The organism is uncultured Nostoc sp. (genome assembly GCF_964245575.1).
Taxonomy (GTDB): Bacteria; Cyanobacteriota; Cyanobacteriia; order Cyanobacteriales; family Nostocaceae; genus Nostoc.
Genome location: NZ_CAXTNP010000051.1, coordinates 1 through 24,163 on the forward strand (window position 1 = coordinate 1; position 24,163 = coordinate 24,163).

The 24,163-nt window shown below is 41.4% G+C and carries 17 protein-coding genes and 2 pseudogenes; 11 read left to right on the forward strand and 8 right to left on the reverse strand.

The genetic code is table 11. The features are described from left to right. Nucleotides 1-51 precede the first annotated feature (51 nt). From ACFFAP_RS10775 to ACFFAP_RS10785, 3 genes are all read right to left on the reverse strand, one after another. Nucleotides 52-576: a DUF937 domain-containing protein gene (locus tag ACFFAP_RS10775; RefSeq protein ID WP_375511207.1), complete on the reverse strand. Its 525-nt coding sequence runs from the start codon at nucleotides 574-576 to the stop codon at nucleotides 52-54. Between the two features lie 112 nt (nucleotides 577-688). After that, nucleotides 689-1,189 carry a sensor histidine kinase gene (locus ACFFAP_RS10780; RefSeq protein ID WP_375511208.1) on the reverse strand — a complete coding sequence of 167 codons (501 nt, stop codon included), beginning with the start codon at nucleotides 1,187-1,189 and terminating at the stop codon, nucleotides 689-691. Between the two features lie 64 nt (nucleotides 1,190-1,253). Beyond that, entirely contained in the window at nucleotides 1,254-2,432 is a 1,179-nt protein-coding gene (locus ACFFAP_RS10785) for a HAMP domain-containing protein (protein WP_375511209.1), read from the reverse strand. A gap of 391 nt (nucleotides 2,433-2,823) precedes the next feature. On the opposite strand from ACFFAP_RS10785, the gene ACFFAP_RS10790 reads away from it, so the two are divergent. Continuing rightward, nucleotides 2,824-4,371 (forward strand): YcjF family protein, encoded by a 1,548-nt coding sequence (locus tag ACFFAP_RS10790; protein WP_375511210.1) that lies wholly within the window; start codon nucleotides 2,824-2,826, stop codon nucleotides 4,369-4,371. Between the two features lie 98 nt (nucleotides 4,372-4,469). Here ACFFAP_RS10790 and ACFFAP_RS10795 read toward each other — a convergent pair. Beyond that, nucleotides 4,470-4,637, reverse strand: a pseudogene (locus tag ACFFAP_RS10795) (Uma2 family endonuclease); the annotation flags it as partial. A 283-nt stretch (nucleotides 4,638-4,920) separates the two neighbouring features. On the opposite strand from ACFFAP_RS10795, the gene ACFFAP_RS10800 reads away from it, so the two are divergent. Then, a complete protein-coding gene (locus ACFFAP_RS10800) occupies nucleotides 4,921-6,687 on the forward strand; it encodes a protein kinase (RefSeq protein WP_375511211.1) in 1,767 nt (588 codons plus the stop codon). Nucleotides 6,688-6,919: 232 nt separating this feature from the next. On the opposite strand, the gene ACFFAP_RS10805 is transcribed toward ACFFAP_RS10800, so the two are convergent. The 3 genes from ACFFAP_RS10805 to ACFFAP_RS10815 all read right to left on the reverse strand — a co-directional run bounded on the left by ACFFAP_RS10805 (nucleotide 6,920) and on the right by ACFFAP_RS10815 (nucleotide 13,246). Next, nucleotides 6,920-8,212: a response regulator gene (locus tag ACFFAP_RS10805; RefSeq protein WP_375511212.1), complete on the reverse strand. Its 1,293-nt coding sequence runs from the start codon at nucleotides 8,210-8,212 to the stop codon at nucleotides 6,920-6,922. Next, the gene (locus tag ACFFAP_RS10810; protein WP_375511213.1) at nucleotides 8,209-10,644 is read right to left on the reverse strand and encodes an ATP-binding protein; all 2,436 of its coding nucleotides are present in this window, start codon (nucleotides 10,642-10,644) and stop codon (nucleotides 8,209-8,211) included. The genes ACFFAP_RS10805 and ACFFAP_RS10810 overlap by 4 nt, the downstream gene beginning before the upstream one ends. 472 nt (nucleotides 10,645-11,116) lie before the next feature. Then, the gene (locus tag ACFFAP_RS10815; RefSeq protein ID WP_375511214.1) at nucleotides 11,117-13,246 is read right to left on the reverse strand and encodes a tetratricopeptide repeat protein; all 2,130 of its coding nucleotides are present in this window, start codon (nucleotides 13,244-13,246) and stop codon (nucleotides 11,117-11,119) included. 125 nt (nucleotides 13,247-13,371) lie between these two features. On the opposite strand from ACFFAP_RS10815, the gene ACFFAP_RS10820 reads away from it, so the two are divergent. The 9 genes and pseudogenes from ACFFAP_RS10820 (at nucleotide 13,372) to ACFFAP_RS10860 (ending at nucleotide 22,450) form a co-directional block, all read left to right on the forward strand. Beyond that, complete coding sequence (locus ACFFAP_RS10820) at nucleotides 13,372-14,070, forward strand: rhomboid family intramembrane serine protease (protein WP_375511215.1); 699 nt, start codon at nucleotides 13,372-13,374, stop codon at nucleotides 14,068-14,070. A gap of 195 nt (nucleotides 14,071-14,265) precedes the next feature. Further along, nucleotides 14,266-16,920 carry a PAS domain S-box protein gene (locus tag ACFFAP_RS10825; RefSeq protein WP_375511216.1) on the forward strand — a complete coding sequence of 885 codons (2,655 nt, stop codon included), beginning with the start codon at nucleotides 14,266-14,268 and terminating at the stop codon, nucleotides 16,918-16,920. Between the two features lie 226 nt (nucleotides 16,921-17,146). Further along, nucleotides 17,147-17,311: pseudogene (locus ACFFAP_RS10830) on the forward strand (response regulator); the annotation flags it as partial. A 92-nt stretch (nucleotides 17,312-17,403) separates the two neighbouring features. Further along, nucleotides 17,404-17,667 (forward strand): hypothetical protein, encoded by a 264-nt coding sequence (locus ACFFAP_RS10835; protein ID WP_375511217.1) that lies wholly within the window; start codon nucleotides 17,404-17,406, stop codon nucleotides 17,665-17,667. A gap of 436 nt (nucleotides 17,668-18,103) precedes the next feature. Beyond that, nucleotides 18,104-19,501 carry a polysaccharide lyase family 7 protein gene (locus ACFFAP_RS10840; protein WP_375511218.1) on the forward strand — a complete coding sequence of 466 codons (1,398 nt, stop codon included), beginning with the start codon at nucleotides 18,104-18,106 and terminating at the stop codon, nucleotides 19,499-19,501. Between the two features lie 135 nt (nucleotides 19,502-19,636). After that, nucleotides 19,637-19,834 (forward strand): addiction module protein, encoded by a 198-nt coding sequence (locus ACFFAP_RS10845; RefSeq protein WP_375511236.1) that lies wholly within the window; start codon nucleotides 19,637-19,639, stop codon nucleotides 19,832-19,834. Nucleotides 19,835-19,900: 66 nt separating this feature from the next. Further along, the gene (locus ACFFAP_RS10850; protein WP_375511219.1) at nucleotides 19,901-20,323 is read left to right on the forward strand and encodes a hypothetical protein; all 423 of its coding nucleotides are present in this window, start codon (nucleotides 19,901-19,903) and stop codon (nucleotides 20,321-20,323) included. Further along, nucleotides 20,316-21,650 carry a GTPase family protein gene (locus tag ACFFAP_RS10855; protein ID WP_375511220.1) on the forward strand — a complete coding sequence of 445 codons (1,335 nt, stop codon included), beginning with the start codon at nucleotides 20,316-20,318 and terminating at the stop codon, nucleotides 21,648-21,650. The genes ACFFAP_RS10850 and ACFFAP_RS10855 overlap by 8 nt, the downstream gene beginning before the upstream one ends. Before the next feature lie 152 nt (nucleotides 21,651-21,802). Beyond that, complete coding sequence (locus ACFFAP_RS10860) at nucleotides 21,803-22,450, forward strand: GNAT family N-acetyltransferase (RefSeq protein WP_375511221.1); 648 nt, start codon at nucleotides 21,803-21,805, stop codon at nucleotides 22,448-22,450. A gap of 91 nt (nucleotides 22,451-22,541) precedes the next feature. Here the strand turns inward: ACFFAP_RS10860 and ACFFAP_RS10865 are convergent, their stop codons facing one another. Next, a complete protein-coding gene (locus ACFFAP_RS10865; protein ID WP_375511222.1) occupies nucleotides 22,542-23,774 on the reverse strand; it encodes a DUF4336 domain-containing protein in 1,233 nt (410 codons plus the stop codon). Between the last annotated feature and the right edge of the window lie 389 nt (nucleotides 23,775-24,163).

Sequence of the window (24,163 nt, forward strand, 5' to 3'; positions counted from 1 at the left end):
GGAGTGGGGAGTGGGGAGTGGGGAGTTAGGAGTTAAAAGTGGGGAAAAGTATTACTGTCTCATATACCGACTAGCCATTTGGATGGCATCAGCGATATCGACATCACCATCGCCGTCAGCATCCAAGAAAGAATTCAGTACAGAATTCCCGCCAGCTTGGGGATTTTGAGCATTTGCACCTGATTGCAAAAATTTCAGTACTAAAGGTACTGCTAAAGGCAGCAATTGTTGAACTATACCAGCATCCAATCCAGTGCGTCCGGCAGCAACCTGAGCTACCTGTTGTTGTATCTGAGGAGAAAACAGCGAATTCACAGCTTGGGGATTAGGTGAAGTCCCAGCATATTGATTAACTAGAGTTTGTGCGGCTTCATTACCATCTGTGGCTTGCTTTTGTTGTAAAGCAGAACGCACTTGACTACCGACAATTGACAAAACTGATTGGATGGTAGAAGGGTCTGTGCCAGTACGATCGCTCAACTGTTGTACAGTGTTAACAATACTTCCCAATTGACCTAAGCTGCCCTGTTGATTGGGATTAGTAACGGCACCAAGAATTTGATCGAAAAGTCCCATAAGTTTGTTTCTCTCTTTGTTCTCAAAAAGCTTGCCAAAACTGGCGTAAGTCTACTAAAAGATTAGAACACGCAAGCTTATGATAACGAATAAAATTTCAAAAGCTACTAGCTCAAGGATGAGAAATCGGTAGAGCGATACCTGCGGTGGGCAAAGCCAACGCAAACTCTGTACCTCGATTTAACTCAGATTGGCAAGTAATTTTTCCCTGATGTTTTTCTACCACAATTTGGTATGCGTAGGCGTAGCCCGCCGCAGGCATCGCTAGCCCCAAACCAGTACCAATGCCTCGTGGTTTGGTTGTGAAAAATGTATCAAATATCTTTTTCTGATTTTCTGGTGAAATACCACAGCCATTGTCTGCAATTCGCACTATCACCAAATCATTCTGCCAGCATTCTGTGATAATAGTGATTTCAGGGCTAAATTCGGGATTATCAGCAGATTTTTGCTCCAAAGCATCAATGGCATTGCTGAGAAGATTCATAAATACCTGATAAAGTAAACCTGTGTAGCCTGGAATCGGTGGAATCTCTCCATAGCTGCGAACAAGGCTAATACCATTTTTCAGACGATTGTTTAGAATCAACAGTGTACTATCTATAACAAGCATGTAGCTCTACTAACTGCGCTTCACCGTCATCTAAACGAGAGAAATCTTTCAAACTTCGGACAATTTATCGTGTACGGTCAGCACCAACTTTTATAGAGTTGAAGAGTTTTGGCAAATCTACTTCAAGAAACTCCAAATCAATTTCTTCTGTTAAAGTTTGCAGAGCAGTGGAAGGATGAGGAACTTCGGCAATGTATGTTTGTAGTAGCGATAACAGGTCGTCAGTATAGGTTTTCGCGTGTACGAGGTTGCCAGAAATGAAATTTATCGGATTATTAATTTCGTGAGCGACACCAGCCAGCATCCTTCCTAAACTAGACATTTTCTCACTTTGAATTAGTCGGACTTGCGCCTGGGCTTGTTGTTCTTCTAAAAGGTGCTTCACCTGTTGGATAAGCTGGTTAAGCGAGCTAGTTAACGCCCCAACTTCATCTTCTGTAGTGACAGGCGCTTGCAAGTCAAAATTCGCTTCTTGGGTAACTCTTTGAGCAATATTCGTCACCACGTTGATGGGATGGGTGATAATTTTACTTGTGTAGAAAGCTAGGATGGCAGCGATCGCCACTGACAACAGTATACTACCAATAATAATCTGAGCTTGCATGAGTGCAGCCTTTTCTTGGGCTAGATCAGCTTCCTGTTGGCGTTCTTGAATTGTTTTGGCAAAGTCGGTTAACTCATGGGCAAATTGATAAAACTTTAAAGCATCCTGACTTTGACTAAATTTCGAGATTAATTGCTGTGCTTTTGTAGCTCCCTCTGGCTGTGAAGTTAATGGCAAAATTTGCCGAATCAGCGACCTGAGTTGTTCAAAATATCCGGTTATCTTGCTGTTATGCTTTGTAAGCAGAGCTTGTAAATCCTTTTGTGAACTGGTTTGACTAAATTCTTGTGCCTGAGAAAGCAACGTTTCCGCATCCGCCAGATCGATTTTAAAATCAGAAATTCTCCTTTGTAACGCTTGCGGCTGCTGCAAAAAAGGCAGTATTTCTTGCTGGCGGATCTGTATTTCTAACAGTTGTCCTTGCAAACTACTTAACAAGCTTCCTCCTTCATCTATCAACAGATGATGTTGTCTGGCTTGTTGGAAGTAGCGATCGCCTATTACTAACCCCGCCGTTGTTCCCAAAACTGCAACTCCCAAAGCTAGTCCGTACCCACAAAAAATTTTTTGCCGAATACTAAGCTGGTGGAATTTTTGTTGAACCGAGTTAAAGTAACTTAATTTAGGTGTCGCAGTCATGGCATAACTCGCTGTTGAATGTTTTTAGTAGGCGCTTTTTCATCAAAAACAAGAAATCCAGCCGCAAGTGAGAACACATTTGATATCAAATGCGCTCTCAGTTTATCAAAAGGAGCTTTTTTCTACCCTGGTCAAAAATACTGAAACTATGAAGATTACAAGTATCTGTCTCCTAAATGTTTACAGAAGAGAGCAGGGGGAGAAAAAAAGGCTTAACCCAAGCATATTGAGATATAGATTTCTTGTCGGGGCATAGCAATGCTGTGCCCTTACGTTTCACTCAAAAGTTCAAATTTCACAAAAGCTGCTTCTGACTACTCTGGTAAAAAAGACTGAAACTATTAAGATTAGAAGCATCTGCCTACTGAATATCCATTAATCTTTCCCAGCCATGCCTCTGTCACGCATAGTAACGCTGATTGTTGGTCTGATCGTCATTTTGGGGCTAGCCCTATGGCTAATTGATTCCCTATCGCGCCTCTATTGGCAATTGTCCTATTCGCCGTTGCTAGGCAATTTGCTGCTGTTGCTGCTGATTGTCCTCATTGGAGCGTTGGTTGCCGCTTTTGTCTATTATGTATTGGTGATTCAAGCTGGGGAAAAGCGATCGCGCCGCAACCCGAAGCGAGTGACTGCGGCGCAAATTCCTGCTGCTAAATCTGATGCTGCTTCTACAACTCTCCAGGCTGTGCGCCAACAAGTAGGGCAAATTCAAGATGAAGTAGCACGTCAGGCTTTATTAAGTAAATCACGAGAGATTGAAGCGAACTTAGCACGTGGTGAGATTCAAGTAGTGGTATTTGGTACAGGAAGTGCTGGCAAAACTTCTCTAGTTAATGCGATTATGGGACGCATGGTGGGTCAGGTAGATGCACCGATGGGTACAACCCAGGTGGGAGAAACTTATTGTCTGCGGTTGAAGGGATTAGAACGCAAGATTTTAATTACGGATACGCCAGGGATTTTAGAAGCAGGGGTGGCGGGAACGGAACGGGAACAAATGGCGCGAGAACTGGCAACAGAAGCAGATTTACTGTTGTTTGTGGTGGATAATGACTTACGGCGCTCAGAATATGAGCCACTGCGAGGATTAGCAGAAATTGGGAAGCGATCGCTCCTAGTTCTCAACAAAACTGATTTATATACAGATGAAGATAAAGAAGCCATCCTTGCAAGATTGCGTCAACGGGTACGGGGATTTATTGCAACTAATGATGTGGTAGCGATCGCTGCTAATCCCCAACCTGCACAACTAGAAACTGGCGAAACTTTCCAGCCGGAACCGGATATTGTTCCTTTGCTGCGGCGCACAGCTGCTGTTTTACGGGCCGAAGGTGAAGATTTGGTAGCAGATAACATTCTTTTACAATCTCTGCGATTGGGAGACGAGGCGCGAAAACTCATCGATGGCCAGCGTCGCCGTCAAGCTGACAAAATTGTAGAACGCTTTCAGTGGATTGGTGCTGGTGTGGTATCAGTTACGCCTATACCAGTCGTAGATTTACTAGCGACAGCTGCTGTTAATGCTCAAATGGTTGTGGAAATTGGCAGAGTCTACGGCTGTGAATTGAATATGGAACGGGGACGAGAGTTAGCCCTTTCTTTAGCGAAAACCATCGCTAGTTTGGGCATTGTTAAAGGAGCAATTCAATTATTATCTACAGCTTTGCAACTCAATGTTGCCACCTTTATTATTGGTAGAGCAATTCAAGGCGTGACAGCAGCTTATTTAACGCGAATTGCTGGTAAAAGTTTTATTGAATATTTTCGTCATGACCAAGATTGGGGTGATGGTGGAATGACAGAAGTTGTGCAGCGACAGTTTCAAATTAATCGCAGAGATGAATTTATTAAGGCTTTTATTCAAGAAGCGATCGCACGGGTAGTAAAGCCGTTAACAGATAAATCTAAGGTGATTGAGGAAGATACGGAAACTTAGGGGTAGGATATTCTGAGCAGAGAAGGCCAATATTTATTTTTGGGAAATTACTAACGTATAATTACAGTTGATTTTAGCTAAAACCCCTTGCTATAACTGATATTGATGCCGAAAAACCAATCATCACGGTTTTGCCAGATTAAAGCTAAAGTAGCTAATAATAAATTAGGAACTAATATTTGCAGTTCGTTATCCACAGGTATATCATCAGAATCAGGTAATTCTACCGATGAAGGTAGGCAGTCTAGCGGATTGTAGTTGAACATAAGCAGTCCTCAATCCTAAAATCAAAATTTAAACTTATTTGTTCATAACTCAAGGTTAACTCAGGTTGCACATCAGACATTTTTGCTTGAATTTCATTGACTATTTTCGATGAAATAAAAGATACAAATTTTAATAAAAAATTAGATTTCTTTACGCAAAAATACTTAAAAAGTAAACTTCCATTAAGGTATCAAAATTTTGTTAATTTATTTCTAAAGTATTCCGGAAACCGGAGGGAATGGCAGAAAAAGTAAATAAAAGGACTTACTGAGTAACCAGGTCATGACCTACCACATAATCGGTAAATTACTACAAGGGCGTTACCAAATTGTCCAAAGCCTGGGTGCAGGGCTGTTTGGACAAACATACATTGCTGTAGACATAGATTATCCAGAGAATCCCAAATGCGTTGTTAAGCAGATTAAAGCTAGTAGTTCCGAATCTGGCTACTTGGAGATGCTGAGATTACTGTTTCAGACTGAAACCCAAACCCTCAAGCTTTTGGGAAGCCATCACCAAATTCCTGAATTCATCGCCTGCTTTGAAGAAAATGAGCGATTTTATTTAGTCCAAGAGCATATTGAAGGACATGCGCTGACTGCGGAATTGCCCATCGATCAACAATGGGGGTGTCTGTGGAGCGAAAGGGAAGTTGTAGAATTCCTGATAGATGTCTTAGGTATTCTAGAATTTGTTCACTCTCAAGGCGTGATCCATTGTGACATCAAACCGGAAAACTTGATTAGACGTAATAGCGATGCCCTACGCAAGTTAGTTTTGATTGACTTTGGCTCAATTCAGTCTATCGATTTTGGTATAGGTGCGGAATTACCCATCTATAGAATTCCTGCCACTTCATTAGGGTATATACCGCCAGAGCAATTTATTGGACAAACACAGCCCAACAGTGATATTTATGCTTTGGGCATGATTGCTATCCAGGCTTTAACAGGGTTAGAACCACTACAATTAAAAGCTGATCCTTATACTAATGAAATTGTTTGGCGTTCTGAAAACACGCCAGTTAATGATTATCTCGCTGCTGTTCTCAGCCAAATGATCCGCTACGATTCTCAAAACCGCTTCCAGTCTGCGGGTGAGGTGCTGCGGGTACTCAAACAAATAACATGGGAACCTCAGCCACCAGAAATATTAGAAGCAGATGATCAATTTTTTATAGAGGCGGCGATTGAAGATGATAATCCTACATCTGGGAAATTATCTCCGTTATTAACAGGAATGAAAGTAGGACTGGCGGCTAATTCTTTAGTGATGGGATTTGGTGTATATTCTTTAATTAATGCTGCACCTGCGTACTCAGAAACAGAAACTTTATCTAAAGCCACACAAGAATATCAAGCAGGAGATTTACAAGAAGCGATCGCACTTGCTAAATCAATTCCCCCTCACAGCAATGTTTATCCAGAAGCGCAAGCCACAATTGAAGAATGGCAAGAGCAATGGCAAGTAGCTGCACAGCAATATCAAATAGCTCAAACAGCTTTTAACGAGAGCAAATGGTCAGATGTTCTTCATGCTGCTGCGAAAATTCCAAATATTTCATATTGGCAATCTAAAACAGATAAACTAGTTCAGCAAGCATACGTCAACATTGAAACACAGACGCAAGATTTATTAGCAAAAGCTTACGAAAGTGCCAATACAAAAGATTTTTCTGCTGCATTACAATATTTGCGGCAAATTCCTAAAGAAAGTCGTGCGGGTGCTTTAGTTCAAGACAAGCTGGCTGAATACAATCGAAAGCGGCAGATCAGAGCAGCTTACTTTTTACAGAAAGCCTATAAACAAGCATTTGTTGGTGATTTGGATCAGGCTGTAAAGTTTCTCCGAAATATTCCCAACGATACTCTAGTTTATGCTCAAGCTCAAATTAAATTGAATGAATATACTCAAAAACAACGCCTGCTGACTGATTATCAAAAGGTAGCTTCTACAAAAAGAAAAAATTCATTTTTCTCTAAAAAGTCAGCCACTAATATTGAATATCTTCAAGGAGTAAATTACCTGCAAGAGGTTAATATTCGCTAGTTACAGCAATTTTTTGATTCATAGACTGGTTACATGTAACACAATACGCTTGGGTTAAGGATTTTTGGTATTGATTTTAGGTATGTAGAGACTAGCAATTGCAACGTCTCTTGTATTGGATTTAGCGCTTAACTGAACTATATTGACATATAACAATTTTAAAATGCGAGTAGGGGTACAATATATTGTGCCCCTACGTGTTTCTTTTATTTGGTTTGCAAATTCTCATTTATCAGATGGGTAGTTCAATGATAAACTCTATGCCTTCACCTGGTTTGGAATCGTATGTGAGCTTGCCGTGATGATTATTAACCACAATTTGGTAAGCAATAGATAGACCTAGACCTGTCCCTTTACCAACAGATTTTGTTGTATAAAAAGCATCGAATATTTTTGTTTCATCTGCGTTGTTTATACCTGAGCCATTGTCTGCAATTCTTAAAATAACTTGCTCTCCAATCGCCTCAGTTTTAATTTTAATTCTACCAGGATTTTGATACAATTTATCAATATCTTGATTTTTATTTTTTTCTTCAATTGCATCGATCGCATTACAAATTAAATTCATAAAAACCTGATTAATTTCACCAGGAAAACACTCAACAAGTGGCAATTTTCCATATTCTTTGACTAATTGGATGGTTGGTTGATGAACATTATATTTAAACCGATGTCCGAGAATGAGTAATGTACTATCTAACCCTTCATGCAAGTTAGCTAGTTTCTTGCCATCTTCTCTGTGTCGTGAGAAGTTGTTCAAATATGACACAATTTCTGTAACGCGATTTGTACCAAGTTGCATGGATTTAATAATTTTAGATAAATCATTTAACAAAAAGTTGAGATCGCTTTTTTTAATCGCGGTTTGAATTTCATCTGGTGGTTCGGGCAAATATTTTTGATAGAGATACAGGAAATTAACTACCTCGTGCACATACTGTTCAACAAAATTTAAGTTGCCAGCTATAAAATTGATGGGATTATTAACTTCATGAGCAATTCCTGCTGTCAGTTGCCCTAAAGCTGCTACTTTTTCTGCTTGAATCAGTTGAGTTTGAGTCTGTTGCAATTCGGCGTTTTTAGCGATTAAGCTTTTCGTCAAATTTCTCAGCTTTAAGTGATTTTCGATCCGCACTAAAACTTCTTCATGCTGAAAAGGTTTGGTAATGTAGTCTACGGCTCCCAATTGCAAACCTTTGATTTTATCAGCAGTTTCTGAGAGGGCTGTCATAAAAATGACCGGAATATCTTGGACACGAGGATTGCTTTTTAGCTGTTTACAGGTTTCAAAACCATCTATACCGGGCATCATTACATCCAGCAAGATTAAATCAGGTAAATCATCATTTTCTAATCGCCCAAGGGCTTTTTCACCGCTCCGTGCTGCCCAAACTTCAAAGCTAGACTGATCCAAAAAGCTGGATAAAACTTGTAAATTGGTAGGGTTATCATCAACGACTAAAATAATTCCCCTAGAAGGAGCGTAACTGATAGAATCTTTTTGGTCTTCAATAGTAGTTGTCATACTGTTTCCATTGCATATTGAGTCAAGAAATTGAGGATTAAATCTTCATCAAATTGCCTTGCTAGTTGCCTTATTTCGTTAGCAAATGGCGCGAAGGTTGTGTCTGTTTCCTCCAGTTGCTCGGCCCACTTGAGAATGGCATTGAAGTTACCTTTACTGGCGAAGGTGACTAGTTCCTGCAACACTTGGGGGGAAGGAGGGGTTAATTGAGCAGATTGGCTATTTGTTGTCGTTGCTTCTTTGGCTTTTTCTCCATCAGGCTGAGATTGTTTGTAAATCCATACCAAATTTAAATATTGTTCTAGTTGATGCAATAATTCATCTACCTGTATAGGTTTGGTCAAGAAGGCGTTACCTCCAGCTTGCAGGCTGCGATGTTTGTCGGCTTCAAAGACACTCGCGGAAGAGACGATAATCAATACATCCTTAATTTCTGGAGTGTGACGCAGGTGTTCAATTAATTCAAACCCATCCATTTCTGGCATCAACAAATCTGTGATGATTAAGTCGGGCTTGAGAGCGATCGCTATTTCTAAACCTTCTTTACCGTTGCTGGCTTCAACTACATTAAAACCCAGTGGTTGCAGTAAGTTTGTAATCACTGTGCGATTCTCCCAGTGATCGTCAACCATCAGGATGGTGTAGGGGCTACCCTCAAAGCCAATGATTTGTTTCTCTGATGTAGCGATCGCAGATTCTACCCACTCAGTCGCTTCCGGAATCTCCAACTCAAACCAGAAGCTACTCCCCTGACCGATCTGACTCTTAACATGGATATCACTACCCATCATCTGTACTAACTGCCGAGTAATAGCTAAACCCAGCCCTGTGCCTTCAGCTTGGCGCTTTTTCTCACCTACTTGTTCAAAGGGCAAGAAAATTTTGCTCAATTCTGCGGGAGTTATACCAATTCCCGTGTCTTCTACGGTACAGCGAAGGCGATGTTTCACTATCTGCCCATCACTGGGAGGTTGATCAATTACTTCAATATTGAAAGTAACCTGACCCTCATCTGTAAATTTGATGGCATTTCCCAACAGATTCAATAGCACCTGACGTAATCTTTTGACATCAACATGAACCCCTATAGGCAAATTGATCGCGGGTTTATAGACAAACAAAATGTCCTTTTGTTTTGCCCGAATCTGGCAGATTTCGACAATTCCTTGGAGAAAGGAAGGGAAATGCACATCATGGGGATGCAGTTCTAGCTTTTTCGCTTCAATTTTGGATAGATCCAAAATGTCATTAATTAATGTCAGGAGATGAGAGCCGCATTGTTCAATAATATTGACGTGATATTGCTCTTGATTAGGTAAAGCTGGGGAACGCAGCAAAATTTGGGCACAACCGAGAATGCCATTTAAGGGCGTTCGCAGTTCATGACTCATGTTGGCTAAAAATTCACTTTTAGCATGGTTGGCTGTATCAGCCGCAGTTTTAGACTTTTTCAGTTCAGCTTGTTCAAATGCTTGCACCTGCCACAAGACGGTAATCATGGTAAGTGCCAGTCCACCGACAATTAAGGCAATTAAATCCAGGAATTGCAATCGAGATTCGATATTTTGGCGGGGAATCACCAAAGCCACAGACCAATTAGCGCCTTGCAACGGCAGATAAGCTACATACTTTTTAGTGCCGTCAATTTCCATTAACTCAATTCCCTGTTGTTTGTTTACCATCCTCTTGGCGATCGCATTTAAATTGCGATCGCTTATTTTCAGCAGGCTGGGTGCAGGTTTTTCTACGGTTGACATTAACGCCGAGTTAGGATAAACGATCGCTTGTCCTTGGGAATTGAGGGCAAAAGCATAGCTATTCGCGCCGTAGTGCAGGGAGTTGACAACCTTTGCAATGCGATCGACTCTCACATTACCCTGGAAGGCCCCTATGGGTGAACTACTGTTAGCAGAATTTGACCAAATCGGGGTGGAGATCGCAATTAAAGAAATTCCTGTAGAACGGCTAATGAAGGGATCAGAAATGTTGCTCTTTCCCGCAATTGCTTTTTGAAAGTAGTCTCGATCCTGAATATTTTTATTTGCTCGACCAACTTTTGTATTGGAATATGAACCATCGGGGGTAGCTAATTGGAACAAGAAAAATTCATTGATCCGCTTAACTTCTGCCTTTAAATAAGGTTCTGCCACAGACCAGTTTAAGGAACGTACAGTTGAAGTATTCGCCAGGGTTTGTACCTCTACTTGGCGAACATGTAACCACTCCTCAATTTCAGCACCCCCTCTCTGTACCTCTAAAAAAGCGCTTTGTCTCAAATCTTTGAGCATCATATTTCTAGCGGCTTGATAGCTGAAATAAGCAGAAATACTGACTACAAGGGTAGTGCCGCCAAGAATAAATCGAATTAATAAATTTCGTAAGGGATGATTTTCTCTGTTAGATGCTGATAGGCTGGAGTTTGCTTGTATCAAGGGTTAGCTCCTTAATCGCATAGTTCGGTAAGAAGAAATTCTAGGTTATCTTTAGATTGCCCAATAAACTACCGATGCTCACAGCTTTTGATAAAATAAACAATAAATTTATCCTAACGCCGTGTACTATAAGTTTTTATTTAAAAATCTTCTTTAAAATCAATTAAAATTCCAATTATTGGCTATAATGAGTGTTGTTAACAATTCGGAATTCAAAATTGTTAATGTACTAAATACTGTGTCAAGCTAACAATGTTTGGATTAAATAACGTAGACCCTGCATCGGCTTGCCGCAGGCTACCGTTCCAGGCACAAAGAACACAGAGAGAAAGATTCTAAAACTTGATTTACTTAAGTATTGTTGACTTGACACAGTACTAGTAGTGTGTCAAGTGAAGTTTGAAGGGTAAAGGAACTAACCGCATAGCCCAAAATCAAAGCATACGTGACTTTTGACTTCCGCCTTGCGGTACTAGGGTGTCGTTTGCGGTGGATTAGTAGGATTAGGTACTCGGATAATTGGCACGATTATAGGCTTTGGTTTCTCGGATTGCAGTTGAATCTGGGCTTGATTGCGGCCGTCTATTGCTTGTTGGTAATTAGGCTTGTATTTTATTGCTTGATCGTAAGATGCGATCGCGTCTTTAAACCGTTTCAAATTTAATAGAGCATTGCCTCTACTATACCAGCTTTCAAAATGGTCTGGTTTATAACGAACTGCCTTATTATAAGACGCGATCGCATCTTCGTATTTTTGCAAAATGTATTGCGAATTACCCAAATTATACCAAACTTGATAGTCTTTTTGCTTAAGTGTTGCTGCTTTCTTATAAGATTTTATTGCTTCTTCATAGCGTTGGGTTTGATGCAGCGACCAACCCAGATTATACCATGCTTGATAGTTACCAGGATTATATTTAATTACTTGATTAAAAGATTCAATCGCTTCTGGATAACGTTGTAAATTGAGCAGTACATTACCTCTCGATAACCAGGCTTGATAATAATTTGACTTATATTGCACACCTTTATCATAAGCTGTAAATGCGTCTTGGTAGCGTCGCAAATTGACTAAGGAATTTCCCCAATTATACCAGGCTTGCTCGTAGTCTGGTTTTAAATCCACGACTTTTTCGTATGCTGCGATCGCTTCTTGGTATCTGTTAGAATTTTGTAAGGCTAATCCTTTTTTATACCACGCTTCGTAATTATCTGGTTTAAATTCAATCGCTTTTTCATAAGCTTTAATTGCTTGGTCATATTGATTTAAGTTACTAAAAGCTTCACCCTTAGCATTCCAGACTTCCGAGTTTTCATTATTTAATTGTAAGGCTTTATCAAAAGAGGCGATCGCTTCTTGATATCGCTGTAAATTTGCTAATACAAAACCTCGCCCACTCCAAGCTTCAAAATAATCTGGCTGAATTTGAATTGCTTTATCATACGCCGCTAGCGCATCTTTGTATTTTTTTAATTTATACAGCGTTTTACCTTGACCATTCCAGCCTTTAGCATAATCTGGTCTAATATTAACGGCTTTTTCATATACTTCTAATGCATCTTGATAGCGTTGCAAGTCAAAAAGCGTATTTCCTTGTTTGGATAATTCTATAGCGTTATTTGAATTAATGTGATTCAAAATAAATATTGATGCTACTCCGCTGACCCCAATTAAAAATATCGCTAGGAAAATTTTACCCAATATACCTTTTTTCGGTTGAGGTTTGTTTATATTTTTTGGTAGAGAAATAGGAGTTAAAGCAATTGTTTGGGCAGGTGGTTGTGTTAACTCTTTCAGCGCTTGTAATGCTACCGTTGCCGAAGCATAGCGTTGCCGAAAGTCGTAGCACACCATCTTATCTAAGAATTGAGCAAATTCTGGCGTTACCGTGGCTTGATTGTGCCAGATAATTTCATTAGTATCGGCATCTTTTACTATTTCCTCTGGTGATAATCCAGTAAGAGCTTGAATAGCAATTATTCCCGTAGCATAGATATCACTGCTTAATTTTGGCGTACCATGAGCTTGTTCTCCAGGAATATATCCAGGCGTACCTATAGCAACAGTACCTTTAATTGAGCCTTCGGGAAGAATTACCTGGGTAGTAATTTGTTTAACTGCACCAAAATCAATTAAGATTAATTTGCCATCTGGGTGGCGTCTGAGGATATTTCGCGGATTGACATCACGGTGAATTACATTCTGTTGATGAACAAATTCTAATATTGTCAAAAGTTCTTGTAAAAGTGAAATTACTTGGTCTTGACTGAGGGTTTTACCTGGGATTAATTCTTGACTCAGATCATGCCCTTCGATCAATTCCTGTACAAGATAAAATTCGGCGTTCTCCTCAAAGTAAGCTAAAAGTTGGGGAATGCGATCATGAGTTCCTAATTTATACAGAACTTGTGCTTCTGTATCAAATAAACGCCTAGCTGTCTCCAAAGTTACGGGATCACTTGCCTGGGGTTTAAGTTTCTTAACTACACATGGAGGTGAACCGGGTAATTGGGTATCACTTGCCACAAAAGTTTCACCAAAACCCCCACCTCCCAAGTTACTAATAATTTGGTATCTTCCTACAAGTGTGTTTCCCAGCATCTCGTTTGCCTACTTAAGTGCGATGCGATCTGATTTCAATCTTGCCACACGTTTAGGGGGAGTAGGGGAGGCAGGGGGAGAATAATAACTAATAACTAATGACTAATGACTAATAACTAATTTATATGATTCCTATTAGTGATAATATTCGTTGTCGGACTAAGCCAATTATTAATCACTGGCTGATTGGTATTAATGTTGCCGTATTTTTATGGGAGCTTCAACTAGATTTTAGTGGTGGATTGGGTTATTTTGTTAATACTTGGGGAGTAATCCCAGCCCAGATTAGTGGGGCAATTACAAATGCATTATTTTACAACAATGCTGCTTGGATAATTGTAGTTTGGCGAACATTTTCACTACTTTTTGCAATATTCTTACATGGCAGTTTTAGTCAAATATTGGGAAATCTGTTATTTTTATGGGTTTTTGGTAAAGCTGTCGAAAATATTCTGGGGCATAAAGGCTATCTCGGATTTTATCTGGCTGCTGGCGCGATCGCATTTTTAGTGCAAATCCTGACTGAACCTAGTTTGACAGTACCATTGATTGGGGCAAATGGCGCGATCGCAGCTGTTTTAGGAGCATATATTATGAAGTTTCCTAAAACTAAAATTTACACAATTTTGCCGCTAATAATCTTGTATATCCCTATCGAATTTCCAGCTTTTTTCTATCTATTTTGGTGGTTTGTGCAACAATTATTTTATGGCATCGGCAGTTTAAATATTCCTCCTGTTGGCGTAAACCATTCGGGTGTTGTCTTCTGGGGACAGGTTGTGGGATTATTAATTGGTGCAGGTTTGATGCGTTTGAAGAGATAAATTTTTATTAAATCATCACTGGATGCAAAGTGTCTTGTCATCAGACATAGGTCTTAATCTCAGAGGATGTCTTTTAGCTGAAACCTTATGCACCTTTTGATAGATTACATTTTTTAGCTTAAAAATCCATACTGTTAAAGCTAGGGGATGCCTACTCTTCAAATCGGTATTGTTTAGTTGTAAGCGGTGTGCAAGATGCCTAATGTTGATAAAATTAACTTGAAAGTCACTGATGAATTAGCAGCTCTGCGGCAAAGTGTAGCTGAGTTAGAGCAGTCAAAAATATTTTATCAGCAAAGGCAAGCAGCGCTTGAGAAGCAAGTAATAGAGCTAGAAAAAAAACTGGCACTTGCACTACAATATCCCCATATTCAAGCTGTTGAATATGATATCAAGCGGCATCTGGAACAGGCGACATCCACAGCCTTGAATGTGCCAACAAATGTAGCAGTCACTTTAGAGCAACTCCAACAAGAAATTGCAGAGCGACACCAGCTAGAAGCCTCTCTGAAGGAGAGTGAAGAACGGCTCAGGCTAGCTCTAGATGTTTCCCAGATGGGCTTGTGGGATTGGAATATTGTTACCAATAAAGTCATCTGGTCTGAAAATTATGAAGTGCTTTTTGGCGTGCTTCCAGGTAGTTTTGACGGCCCTTATGAGGCATTTCGGAACTGCGTTCATCCTGAAGACAGGCAATCTGTAATGCAACTTCTCGCCCAGGCTTTAGCAGAAAAGACTGACTACAATGATGAATTTCGCATAATTCGCTCAGACCAAAGTACACATTGGATTTCTGCCAAGGGAAAATTTATCTATGACGATCATGGACAAGCGGTGCGAATGATCGGCGTTTGTATGGAAACTACTGTCTGCAAGCAGGCAGAAGAAAGTACTCGTGAACTCACAAGCCAAGTGCAAGAACAGGCAAATATTTTAAATGCCATCCTCACTGCATCAGTCGATCACATTTACATCTTTAATCGTAGAGGTTGCTATCAGTATGTCAGTCATGATGGAGCTACGGTATTAGGTTTAAAGCCCCAGGATCTTGTCGGAAAAACTTTGCAAGACTTGGATTTACCCGCAGACCTTGTAGAACAGCTAGAGAATCAACGACAAGCTGTCATGAAAACTGGGCAGCCAATCAAGGATGAGTGTAAATATGTTACTGCTGATGGAGTGCATTATTATGAATACATCCTTACACCATTACGGAATTCCAACCAAAGTATTGAAGGCGTAATTACTGTTTCTCGTGATATTTCCGAACACAAACGGGCAGAAAAATCATTACGTGAAAGTGAAGCCAGATTTCGGCGTTTGTTTGAATCCAACCTGATCGGGATCGCTTTTTGGAATGTTGATGGCTTTATTATTGATGCCAATGATGCCTTTCTCCAGCTAGCTGGCTACACTCGTGATGAGTTTGCCACCTTAGGTAGAATTAATAGGAGAGAACTTACTCCTGTCGAGTATAAAGATTTAGACGATCGCGCCCTTTTGGAGGTGCAAGCCACTGGAGTTTCCAAAATTTACGAGAAAGAGTACATCCACCGCAACGGGAAGCGAGTCCCAATTGTATTGGGGATGGCGTTGCTGAATGACTCCAAGGATAATGGTGTTGCTTTTGTACTGGATATTACCGATCGCAAATCAGCCGAGAAAGAATGCGCTCATTCACTCGAACGAGAAATGAAAGCACGCAAAGAAGCAGAAATCGCCAACAAAGTCAAAGATGAATTTCTGGCGGTTCTTTCCCATGAACTGCGAACCCCACTCAACTCTGTTCTGGGGTGGTCGAAAATGTTGCGAACTCGTAATTTCGATCAAAAAACCACTAACCACGCCTTGGAAACCATTGAACGCAACGCCAAGTTACAAACTCAGCTAATTGAAGATTTGTTAGATGTGTCTCGCATCCTCCAAGGAAAATTAAACTTGAATATCTGTCCAGTGACCTTGGTAATGGTAGTTGAAGCCGCACTAGAGACAGTACAACTAGCAGCACGAGCTAAATCAATTCAAATTCAGACGATATTTGATCCCACTTTGGGACAAGTGATAGGCGATTCAAATCGGCTTGTGCAAGTTGTGTGGAATCTACTTTCCAATGCGGTAAAATTTACGCCAGCAGGGGGACGGGTAGAAATTCGACTGATGGAAGTTGGTAACCAAGCTCAAATTCAGGTCAGCGATACAGGTAAGGGAATTGCGCGAGAGTTTTTGCCTTATGTGTTCGATTACTTTCGCCAAGCTGATAGCACAACTACCCGGACATTTGGTGGACTAGGTTTAGGATTAGCGATCGTGCGTAAGGTTATAGAGATGCATGGGGGAAAAGTTCAAGCCGAAAGTCCTGGAGAAGGATCGGGTGCAACCTTCACTGTTGAGCTACCGCTTTTGGTCACAAGTGAACAGATCACACGTGAAGAGAATCACTCTTTAGATTGTGAGCCGGAATCCTCGCTGCTTTCAAACACTCAAGTTTTGGTCGTGGACGATGAACCAGATATCCGTGACTTAATTACCTTTATTTTGCAAGACTACGGTCTAGAAGTAACCGCCGTAGCATCAGCACAGGAAGCATTACAAGCGCTGTCTGAGTCCATACCAGATATTTTAATTAGTGATATTGGAATGCCAAAGACAGACGGTTATATGCTGATGCGTGAAGTGCGATCGCGATCGCCAGGGCAAGGAGGACGCGTACCAGCGATCGCTCTGACGGCTTATGCAGGCGAAATGAATCAACAGCAAGCAGTAGCAGCAAGATTTCAAATGCATATTTCTAAACCAGTAGATCCAGATGTATTGGTGAAAGCGATCGCTGATTTAATTGAGTCAAGCTGATATTAGGTAAGCGTCCCAGAGGCTTTCCATAACTTTACATTGAGGAAGATTACGTTTTGATTTTGGCGGTGATGCACTGTAGCCGCGAACCGGGATACTGGAAAGAGCCTGTAAAAGAGAAACCATCAGATCGATAAAATAAACTTGACAATAAGTGAATTTATAAATTAGTCAGGCTTGCTACGCAAACTAATTAGCAGGCGATCGCTCTTATTTTACCAATTGATCGCCAGGGCAAGGAGGACGCGTACCAGCGATCGCTCTGACGGCTTATGCAGGCGAAATGAATCAACAGCAAGCAGTAGCAGCAAGATTTCAAATGCATATTTCTAAACCAGTAGATCCAGATGTATTGGTGAAAGCGATCGTCGATTTGATTGAGTCAAAATGATATAGGTAAGCGTCCGAGCAGTTTTTTATAATTTTAGTTTTGTATTAACATTGCAAGCCGAAACAATGGCATTGTAAGTCAAAACAATCGCATTGTTAGTTGATACAATCGCATTGTCAGTCGAAACAATCGCATTGTTACTCGAAACAATCGCATTGTCAGCCGAAACAATCGCATTGTTACTCGAAACAATCGCATTGTTACTCGAAACAATCGCATTGTCAGCCGATGCAATAATTTGCCGCTGCTACCTTATACTACGTGACGGTTCGTCTATGAGTGTGAGACACTGCTATCTCCAGAACGCGATCGCTCAAGTTGATAACACTACTAACGGTACTGGTTATCATGCATGAGAATCGCTATAAGCTGCGTAGGTTGGGTTGAGAAACGTAGACGCCCGGAGGGTAACCCAACATTAAGCGTTAATTGTTGGGTTTCACTTCGGTTAACCCAACCTACGATTCTCCTTAACCCAAGCGTATTTTTTTATAGGCGATGATCGCAACCAGACGCACAATCCTCTTGGCGTGTTCGGTACGTTACTTATTTATATACAATAGGACTCATATTTGATTTTTGAAAAGATACGTAGGGTGCGTTAGCGACAGCGTAACGCACCATTATCAAGGATTTGGTGCGTTACGGATTTCATCCTAACGCACCCTACAATACCTAATTTTGTTCAAAAATCAAATATGAGTCCTAAATAGGACTTACGCATTGACAAAAAATATCATCCATGCCCTTTAAGTAACAACTCATTGTTCAACATTCAACAGAGGTTAAAGAATGAATACAAAATTTTCAAAGCTGTCTTTTACCATAGCTGTCTTGTCTGCAATGATAGCTGGTGCTTCTGTAGCGTCGCCTACCATTGTATCGTTGGGCGATGCTACTGCCACATCTGTCAGAGATTCGTTTGTTGCCGACAATGCTATTGACAAAAATAAGAATACCCACTGGGAGGCTGACGCCCCTGGTGCAACCTGGACTGCAAAATTTAGTAGCTGCCAGCGCGTAGATGATCTGGTGCTTAACTGGTACGGCACAAACAAGTACACCTACAGCGTACAGCTTTCCAAGGACAATGGTGCAACCTGGACTACTGTTGTTAATAACACCTCTGGCAAGGGCAATGAAAACAAGCAAAACGTTACCGACCAACCCGCCAACGCGATCAAGATCGTGGGTGATAGCGATTCTAGATTGCGTATCGACGAATTGAAGATTAATTCGTTGGGTTCGACCAATGGCTGTACGAGCAGTGGTACTTCAAATTCCTCAAATAATCAGAGCAATGGTACTTCAAATTCCTCAAATGGTGAGAGCAGTGATACTTCAAATTCCTCAAATGGTGAGAGCAGTGGTACTTCAAATTCCTCAAATGGTGAGAGCAGTGGTAACGCTCAGTACCCAGCCGATGTGCTTGACCTAAGTAAGTGGAAGATCACCCTGCCAATCAGCTTGAATTCCAACTCAAACAAGGCAACAGAAATTAAGCAGCCGCAACTCAAGACATACAGTAATTCAGAATATTTTCGTCTGAATGCTGCGAAGAATGGTGTGCTTTTGAAAGCGATCGCTGGTGGCGCACGTACCAGCACAAGTACTGCTTACGCCCGTTCTGAACTGCGTGAAATGCAGGGTGATGGAACCGAGTCTGCTGCTTGGAACTGTCAGAATACCGATCATGGCATGTACCTGGAACAGACCCTGTTGCACAGCACCACGAACAAGCCGGAAGCCACCATCGCGCAGATCCATGACTCAAAAAACGACCTCATGATGGTGAAGTACTTCGGCCCATCCTTTGCCAACGGCTCGACAGACATTGGCAAGCTTGAAGCCCGCTTCAACAACGACACTACTAAAAAGCTTCTCGACAGCACTTACAAGATTGGCGATCCGATGACTATCGACGTTGCTGTTACATCCAGTGGCAATGTTAACGTCACCTATAAAAACCTACGTTCAGGTGTAACCAGTAGTACTGGTACAGTGAAGTTGACGGGTATCATCGGTTCCTGTTACTTCAAGGCGGGCGTATATATTCAAGCTTGCTCAAAGACTGATATTTACGGCAACACCAACACTGTGTGTGCGAATAAGGACTTGTCTGCTGATAAATATGAGACTGACCCTTACGCTTACGCAGAAATAGAACTACGCAAGATTACCCTACGCTAATCCGCAGAAGCTTTCAGCTTTTTTACCAGCATGTAAACTTCCCAAAAAAGAGGCAGAGGGCAGAAGGCTTGAAAAAACAATTTTTCCTTCTGCTTTCCTGCTAGACTCTGGATAGTCCCTATGCTTTCAGGAATTATGACATCTGTAGAGCAAGTCATGAAAGAAGCTTTAGCTTTGCCCAGTGCAGCGAGAGCATTGTTGGCAGAAAAGCTGGTTGAAAGTCTTGAATTTGATGTAGACGAAACACTTCAAACACTGTGGACAGATGAAGCCAAGAAGCGTAGAGATGAAGTTCGCAGTGGTGCAGTTCAACCCATTCCTGGATTTGATTGAACCAAGCTTATAGCTGATATAGGTAAGCTTCCGTCGGCTGTCCATAACTTTAGTTTTGTATTAACATTGTCACTCGATACAATTGCATTGTTAGTCAAAACAATCGCATTGTCAGTCGATACAATGGGATTGTTAGTCGATACAATGCTATTGTCAGTCGATACAATGGGATTGTTAGTCGATACAATGCTATTGTCAGCCGTAACAATGGGATTGTTAGTCGATACAATGGCATTGTCAGCCGATACAATAATTTCCCTTGCTACGTTTTTCTACGGCAACGGTTCGTTTAGGAGTGTGAGACACCCTACCTCTAGAACGCGATCGCCCAGGTTGATAACAGTACTAACAATAACAATACTGGTTATCATGCATGAGAATCGCTATAAAATTAGTAAAAGGTCTTCTAGGTCAACAATTTCAATCTTAAACACCATGAAGTGTCCTAAATTAAAGACAGCTATCTACCGTTTGGATGGAAATGACTGAGCAACGTGATGCTGACTCACCGTCAACTGATTCTCAGCAATTGAGTGAACTGACCGATGAAACAACTACTAAGTCGGTCGATAATTCCTGGACAAATCGCATTGCTGGTGTCTGGAACAACGCAACAACACGCTTAACGCAACTTCTACCCGTAGAACAACTGGCACAGACGGTTGTTGAATGGTTTAGTGTGAGCGAAACTCAGGTTACAGAGATTTTAGAGAAAGTCCGAGCTGAACTGCCAACCACAGAAGCCCTCGTGATTGGTAAACCCCAAGCCGGCAAAAGTTCAATTGTCCGGGGATTGACGGGAGTTTCTGCCGAGATTGTCGGTCAGGGATTTCGTCCTCACACGCAACACACCCAGCGCTATGCCTATCCTTCCAATGACCTGCCGTTACTGATTTTTACTGATACGGTGGGAATGGGTGATGTTAAACAAGATACTCAATTAATCATTCAGGAATTAGTTGGCGATTTAAAAAAGGAGACTCGATCCGCTAGAATCCTCCTTCTCACCGTCAAAATCAATGATTTTGCAACTGACACGCTACGACAAATTGCTCAACAGTTGCGCCAGCAGTATCCAAATATTCCCTGTTTGCTGGTAGTTACTTGTTTGCATGAGGTTTATCCTCTCGATACCGTCGATCATCCCGCCTATCCACCAGATTATCAAGAAGTCAACCGCGCATTTGCCGCAATGCAACAAGCCTTTGCAGGAATAACTGACCGCTCTGTACTCATTGACTTTACCTTAGAAGAAGATGGCTACACTCCAGTATTTTATGGCTTAGAAGCACTGCGAGATTCCTTAGCAGAACTACTTCCAGAAGCAGAAGCCCAGGCGATTTATCAGCTATTGGATCAAGAAGAACCTGGGAAACAACTTGGTAATCTTTATCGAGATGCTGCACGCCGTTATATTTTGCCATTTTCGATTATGTCTGCCACTCTTGCGGCTGTACCTCTGCCATTTGCGACAATGCCAGTACTCACTGCCTTGCAAGTATCAATGGTTGGTTTGTTGGGTAAATTATATGGGCAGACACTGACTCCATCTCAGGCGGGAGGCGTTGTGAGTGCGATCGCAGGTGGTTTTTTAGCACAGGCAATTGCCCGGGAGTTAATTAAATTTATACCAGGTTTTGGTAGTGCGATCGCAGCCTCTTGGGCAGCCGCCTATACCTGGGCATTAGGGGAAGCAGCCTGCGTTTACTTTGGTGATTTAATGGGAGGTAAGAAACCCGATCCCCAAAAAATTCAGTTGGTGATGCAAGAAGCATTTCAAGCCGCGCAAGAACGGTTTAAGGGAATCAAACGTTAAAACTCAAGAATCCGTTTCTCAAAGCAAACACTCACTCTTCTTTCCCACATAGCGCCCATAGGTTGCTATGGGTTGATAAACGGCAGATTCATATAATCGAATCGCTGGTGGTTTAGATATGAGATTATCTGTGTGTGGGAAACAATAAAATCATGCAAAACCGAACTTGGCAACCACCGGAATTTCTTCAACTCAACGGTCAATTTGTCACACTCAGACCCTTAATTCCCGAAAGGGATGTGGATACCTTATATGCAGCTTCACACGGCAGCCCTGAGAAAGAAGCCATCTGGAATTATCTATTTTACGGCCCATTTGATTGCCCTTCCACGATGAAAGACTGGATAGAAACAAACCTAGTAGATAAGTCTGACCCTCTTGCTTGGACAGTCTTTGAAAACTCAACAAATATTCAAGTGGGAATTGTAGGATTACTTGCGATCGCATCAAATCATGGTCGGGCTGAAATTGGTCATGTATGGTTTACTCCCGCAGTCCACAAAACTAAAGTCAATACAGAATCACAGTTTTTGCTACTTCAGCATCTTTTTGACTACCATTCTTATCGTCGAGTTGAGTGGAAATGTGATTCCCTCAACCATGCGAGTCGAACTACCGCTACAAGGATGGGATTCATTTATGAAGGACGTTTTCGCCAACACATGTTTGTTCGTGGAAGAAACAGAGATACTGATTGGTTCGCAATGACAGATAAAGAATGGCCGCGCTGTAAAGCCAATTTTGAAAAATGGCTTTATTCCCACGAAAATCTTTCATTAATGAAACTAAATAACAGCTAGTGGTCTGTGAAGCTAGTAATGAAAAGTTTGTAGTAAGCACTTTAGTGCTTAAAATATAAGGACTAAAGTCCTTACTACGAACTTACTTACCCTACACTTTCTCTTTTGCTGCTGGCACAATCCCAAACTTATCTAAACCTGCATCAATTCCCCTAAGTACTTTAAAATCCTCCTCTGGTAAGGGATAGCTACTACTGCTGAACAAACCTGCACTGACAGCAGGCTGCTTTTCCAAAAAAGAGAAAGCTTGGCGAAACTGATACGCTTGGGCTTTAATCGGTGAATCAAAGTGACAAGGAATAATCCACTGGAAATCCCAACTTGCAACTTTATCAGCCCAGTCGATGGTTTCTTGCGGTGCGCGGTTGAGAATCAGCGTCTGTAAAATTGGGGCGACAAATAAACGCCCATTCCCTCGCAAAGCATCAAACGATCGCTGCCAATCTGGATGCCATTTAAAAGGATACAATCCGAAATAAGCTTTTTTTGAGCGTTCTGGTGCTTTCAAGGCATCTTGCAACACCTGACTCCATTGGCGTATATCTAGTGTGCTTGGTTGAAAGTACAAAGCAAACAACGAGATACGCTGCCAACCCTTACGGCGATTTTCCTGAATGTCTGCAATAATATCAGCAGCATGATCCTTGGCATGAAATAGCAAGGGATATGGATCTAATAGTGCGATCGCAGGTGGATCTTCTGGGATAGAAAGTACAGAATCTGTTACTAAAAGAGTATGCGATCGCTTGTGGAAAAAAGCAACTTCTGCAAACCGACCAGGGCCAAGCTCGATGGGGCCCAGCATTGCATAATCAAACTCGTCAGCAAAGGGTGTTTTGCTACTATCTTCTGGAAGTACTTGAGTTCGTTTCAGTGGTAAACCAAGCCAGCTAAGGGGGAGATTTAGCGGGAAACTCCACTGATGGGGAGCCACAAACACCTGTGCAGTCGGAAAATATCTGGCGAAGGGGCCGACGAAGACTTTGTGTTCTATAGCGGAGATAGTTGGCAGAATAATGTACTTAACGTTACCATGTTCCGCCACCAACTCATTCACAAGCCGGATGCATTCTGGGGTTGGTGCAACAGGTGCGTAGATAAGAAGACCCCCAGTTTCGAGCTTAACCACAGTCATGCGAATCGGTACAACAACGTAGAAAATGCCCTGAATCTGGTCAAAATTCCAAATTGTGTCCTTGACCACTTCTTTGCGGATTGTCTGTCGCCTGCCATAAGGGTAAAGTGGCACAACAGGCCATAATCTCCATGAAAAATCCCTTGGATGAATCTGTTGTGTATTGACTATGCGTTGATCATCAGCCACTCTGCAACCCCCTCCAAATTCCCTGCTCAAATTGTTTTTATTTGCTATCCCCAAAGTTGGAGTTTAGCAAATTGTTGAGATAATAACCTAGCTTTTAACAAAACTGTTAATACATGTGCTTTGGGCGCACAGATGTCCACCCCGACTAACGCTCTTGATTGGTTCATCAATAAAGCTCAACGATTCATTTACAAGTCCCACTTATACTAATTCGCTAAATTTTTGATGGCATTTTAACTTGAAACCTATTTTAGCTATTGATTTGGGACAGAAATAATTAATTATTAAGAAGAGGTAGAAGAGGAAAGGCTAAAATCTGAGTAAGAGTGCGATCGCATTAACACCCACATGACTAATTTGGTAAAACTTGAATGGAATAGATACGTATA

Coding starts and splice junctions, on each gene's coding strand:
- ACFFAP_RS10775 (WP_375511207.1), bottom strand. CDS start 576: ATGGGACTTTTCGATCAAATTCTTGGTGCCGTTACTAATCCCAATCAA.
- ACFFAP_RS10780 (WP_375511208.1), bottom strand. CDS start 1,189: ATGCTTGTTATAGATAGTACACTGTTGATTCTAAACAATCGTCTGAAA.
- ACFFAP_RS10785 (WP_375511209.1), bottom strand. CDS start 2,432: ATGACTGCGACACCTAAATTAAGTTACTTTAACTCGGTTCAACAAAAA.
- ACFFAP_RS10790 (WP_375511210.1), top strand. CDS start 2,824: ATGCCTCTGTCACGCATAGTAACGCTGATTGTTGGTCTGATCGTCATT.
- ACFFAP_RS10800 (WP_375511211.1), top strand. CDS start 4,921: ATGACCTACCACATAATCGGTAAATTACTACAAGGGCGTTACCAAATT.
- ACFFAP_RS10805 (WP_375511212.1), bottom strand. CDS start 8,212: ATGACAACTACTATTGAAGACCAAAAAGATTCTATCAGTTACGCTCCT.
- ACFFAP_RS10815 (WP_375511214.1), bottom strand. CDS start 13,246: ATGCTGGGAAACACACTTGTAGGAAGATACCAAATTATTAGTAACTTG.
- ACFFAP_RS10820 (WP_375511215.1), top strand. CDS start 13,372: ATGATTCCTATTAGTGATAATATTCGTTGTCGGACTAAGCCAATTATT.
- ACFFAP_RS10825 (WP_375511216.1), top strand. CDS start 14,266: ATGCCTAATGTTGATAAAATTAACTTGAAAGTCACTGATGAATTAGCA.
- ACFFAP_RS10840 (WP_375511218.1), top strand. CDS start 18,104: ATGAATACAAAATTTTCAAAGCTGTCTTTTACCATAGCTGTCTTGTCT.
- ACFFAP_RS10845 (WP_375511236.1), top strand. CDS start 19,637: ATGACATCTGTAGAGCAAGTCATGAAAGAAGCTTTAGCTTTGCCCAGT.
- ACFFAP_RS10855 (WP_375511220.1), top strand. CDS start 20,316: ATGACTGAGCAACGTGATGCTGACTCACCGTCAACTGATTCTCAGCAA.
- ACFFAP_RS10860 (WP_375511221.1), top strand. CDS start 21,803: ATGCAAAACCGAACTTGGCAACCACCGGAATTTCTTCAACTCAACGGT.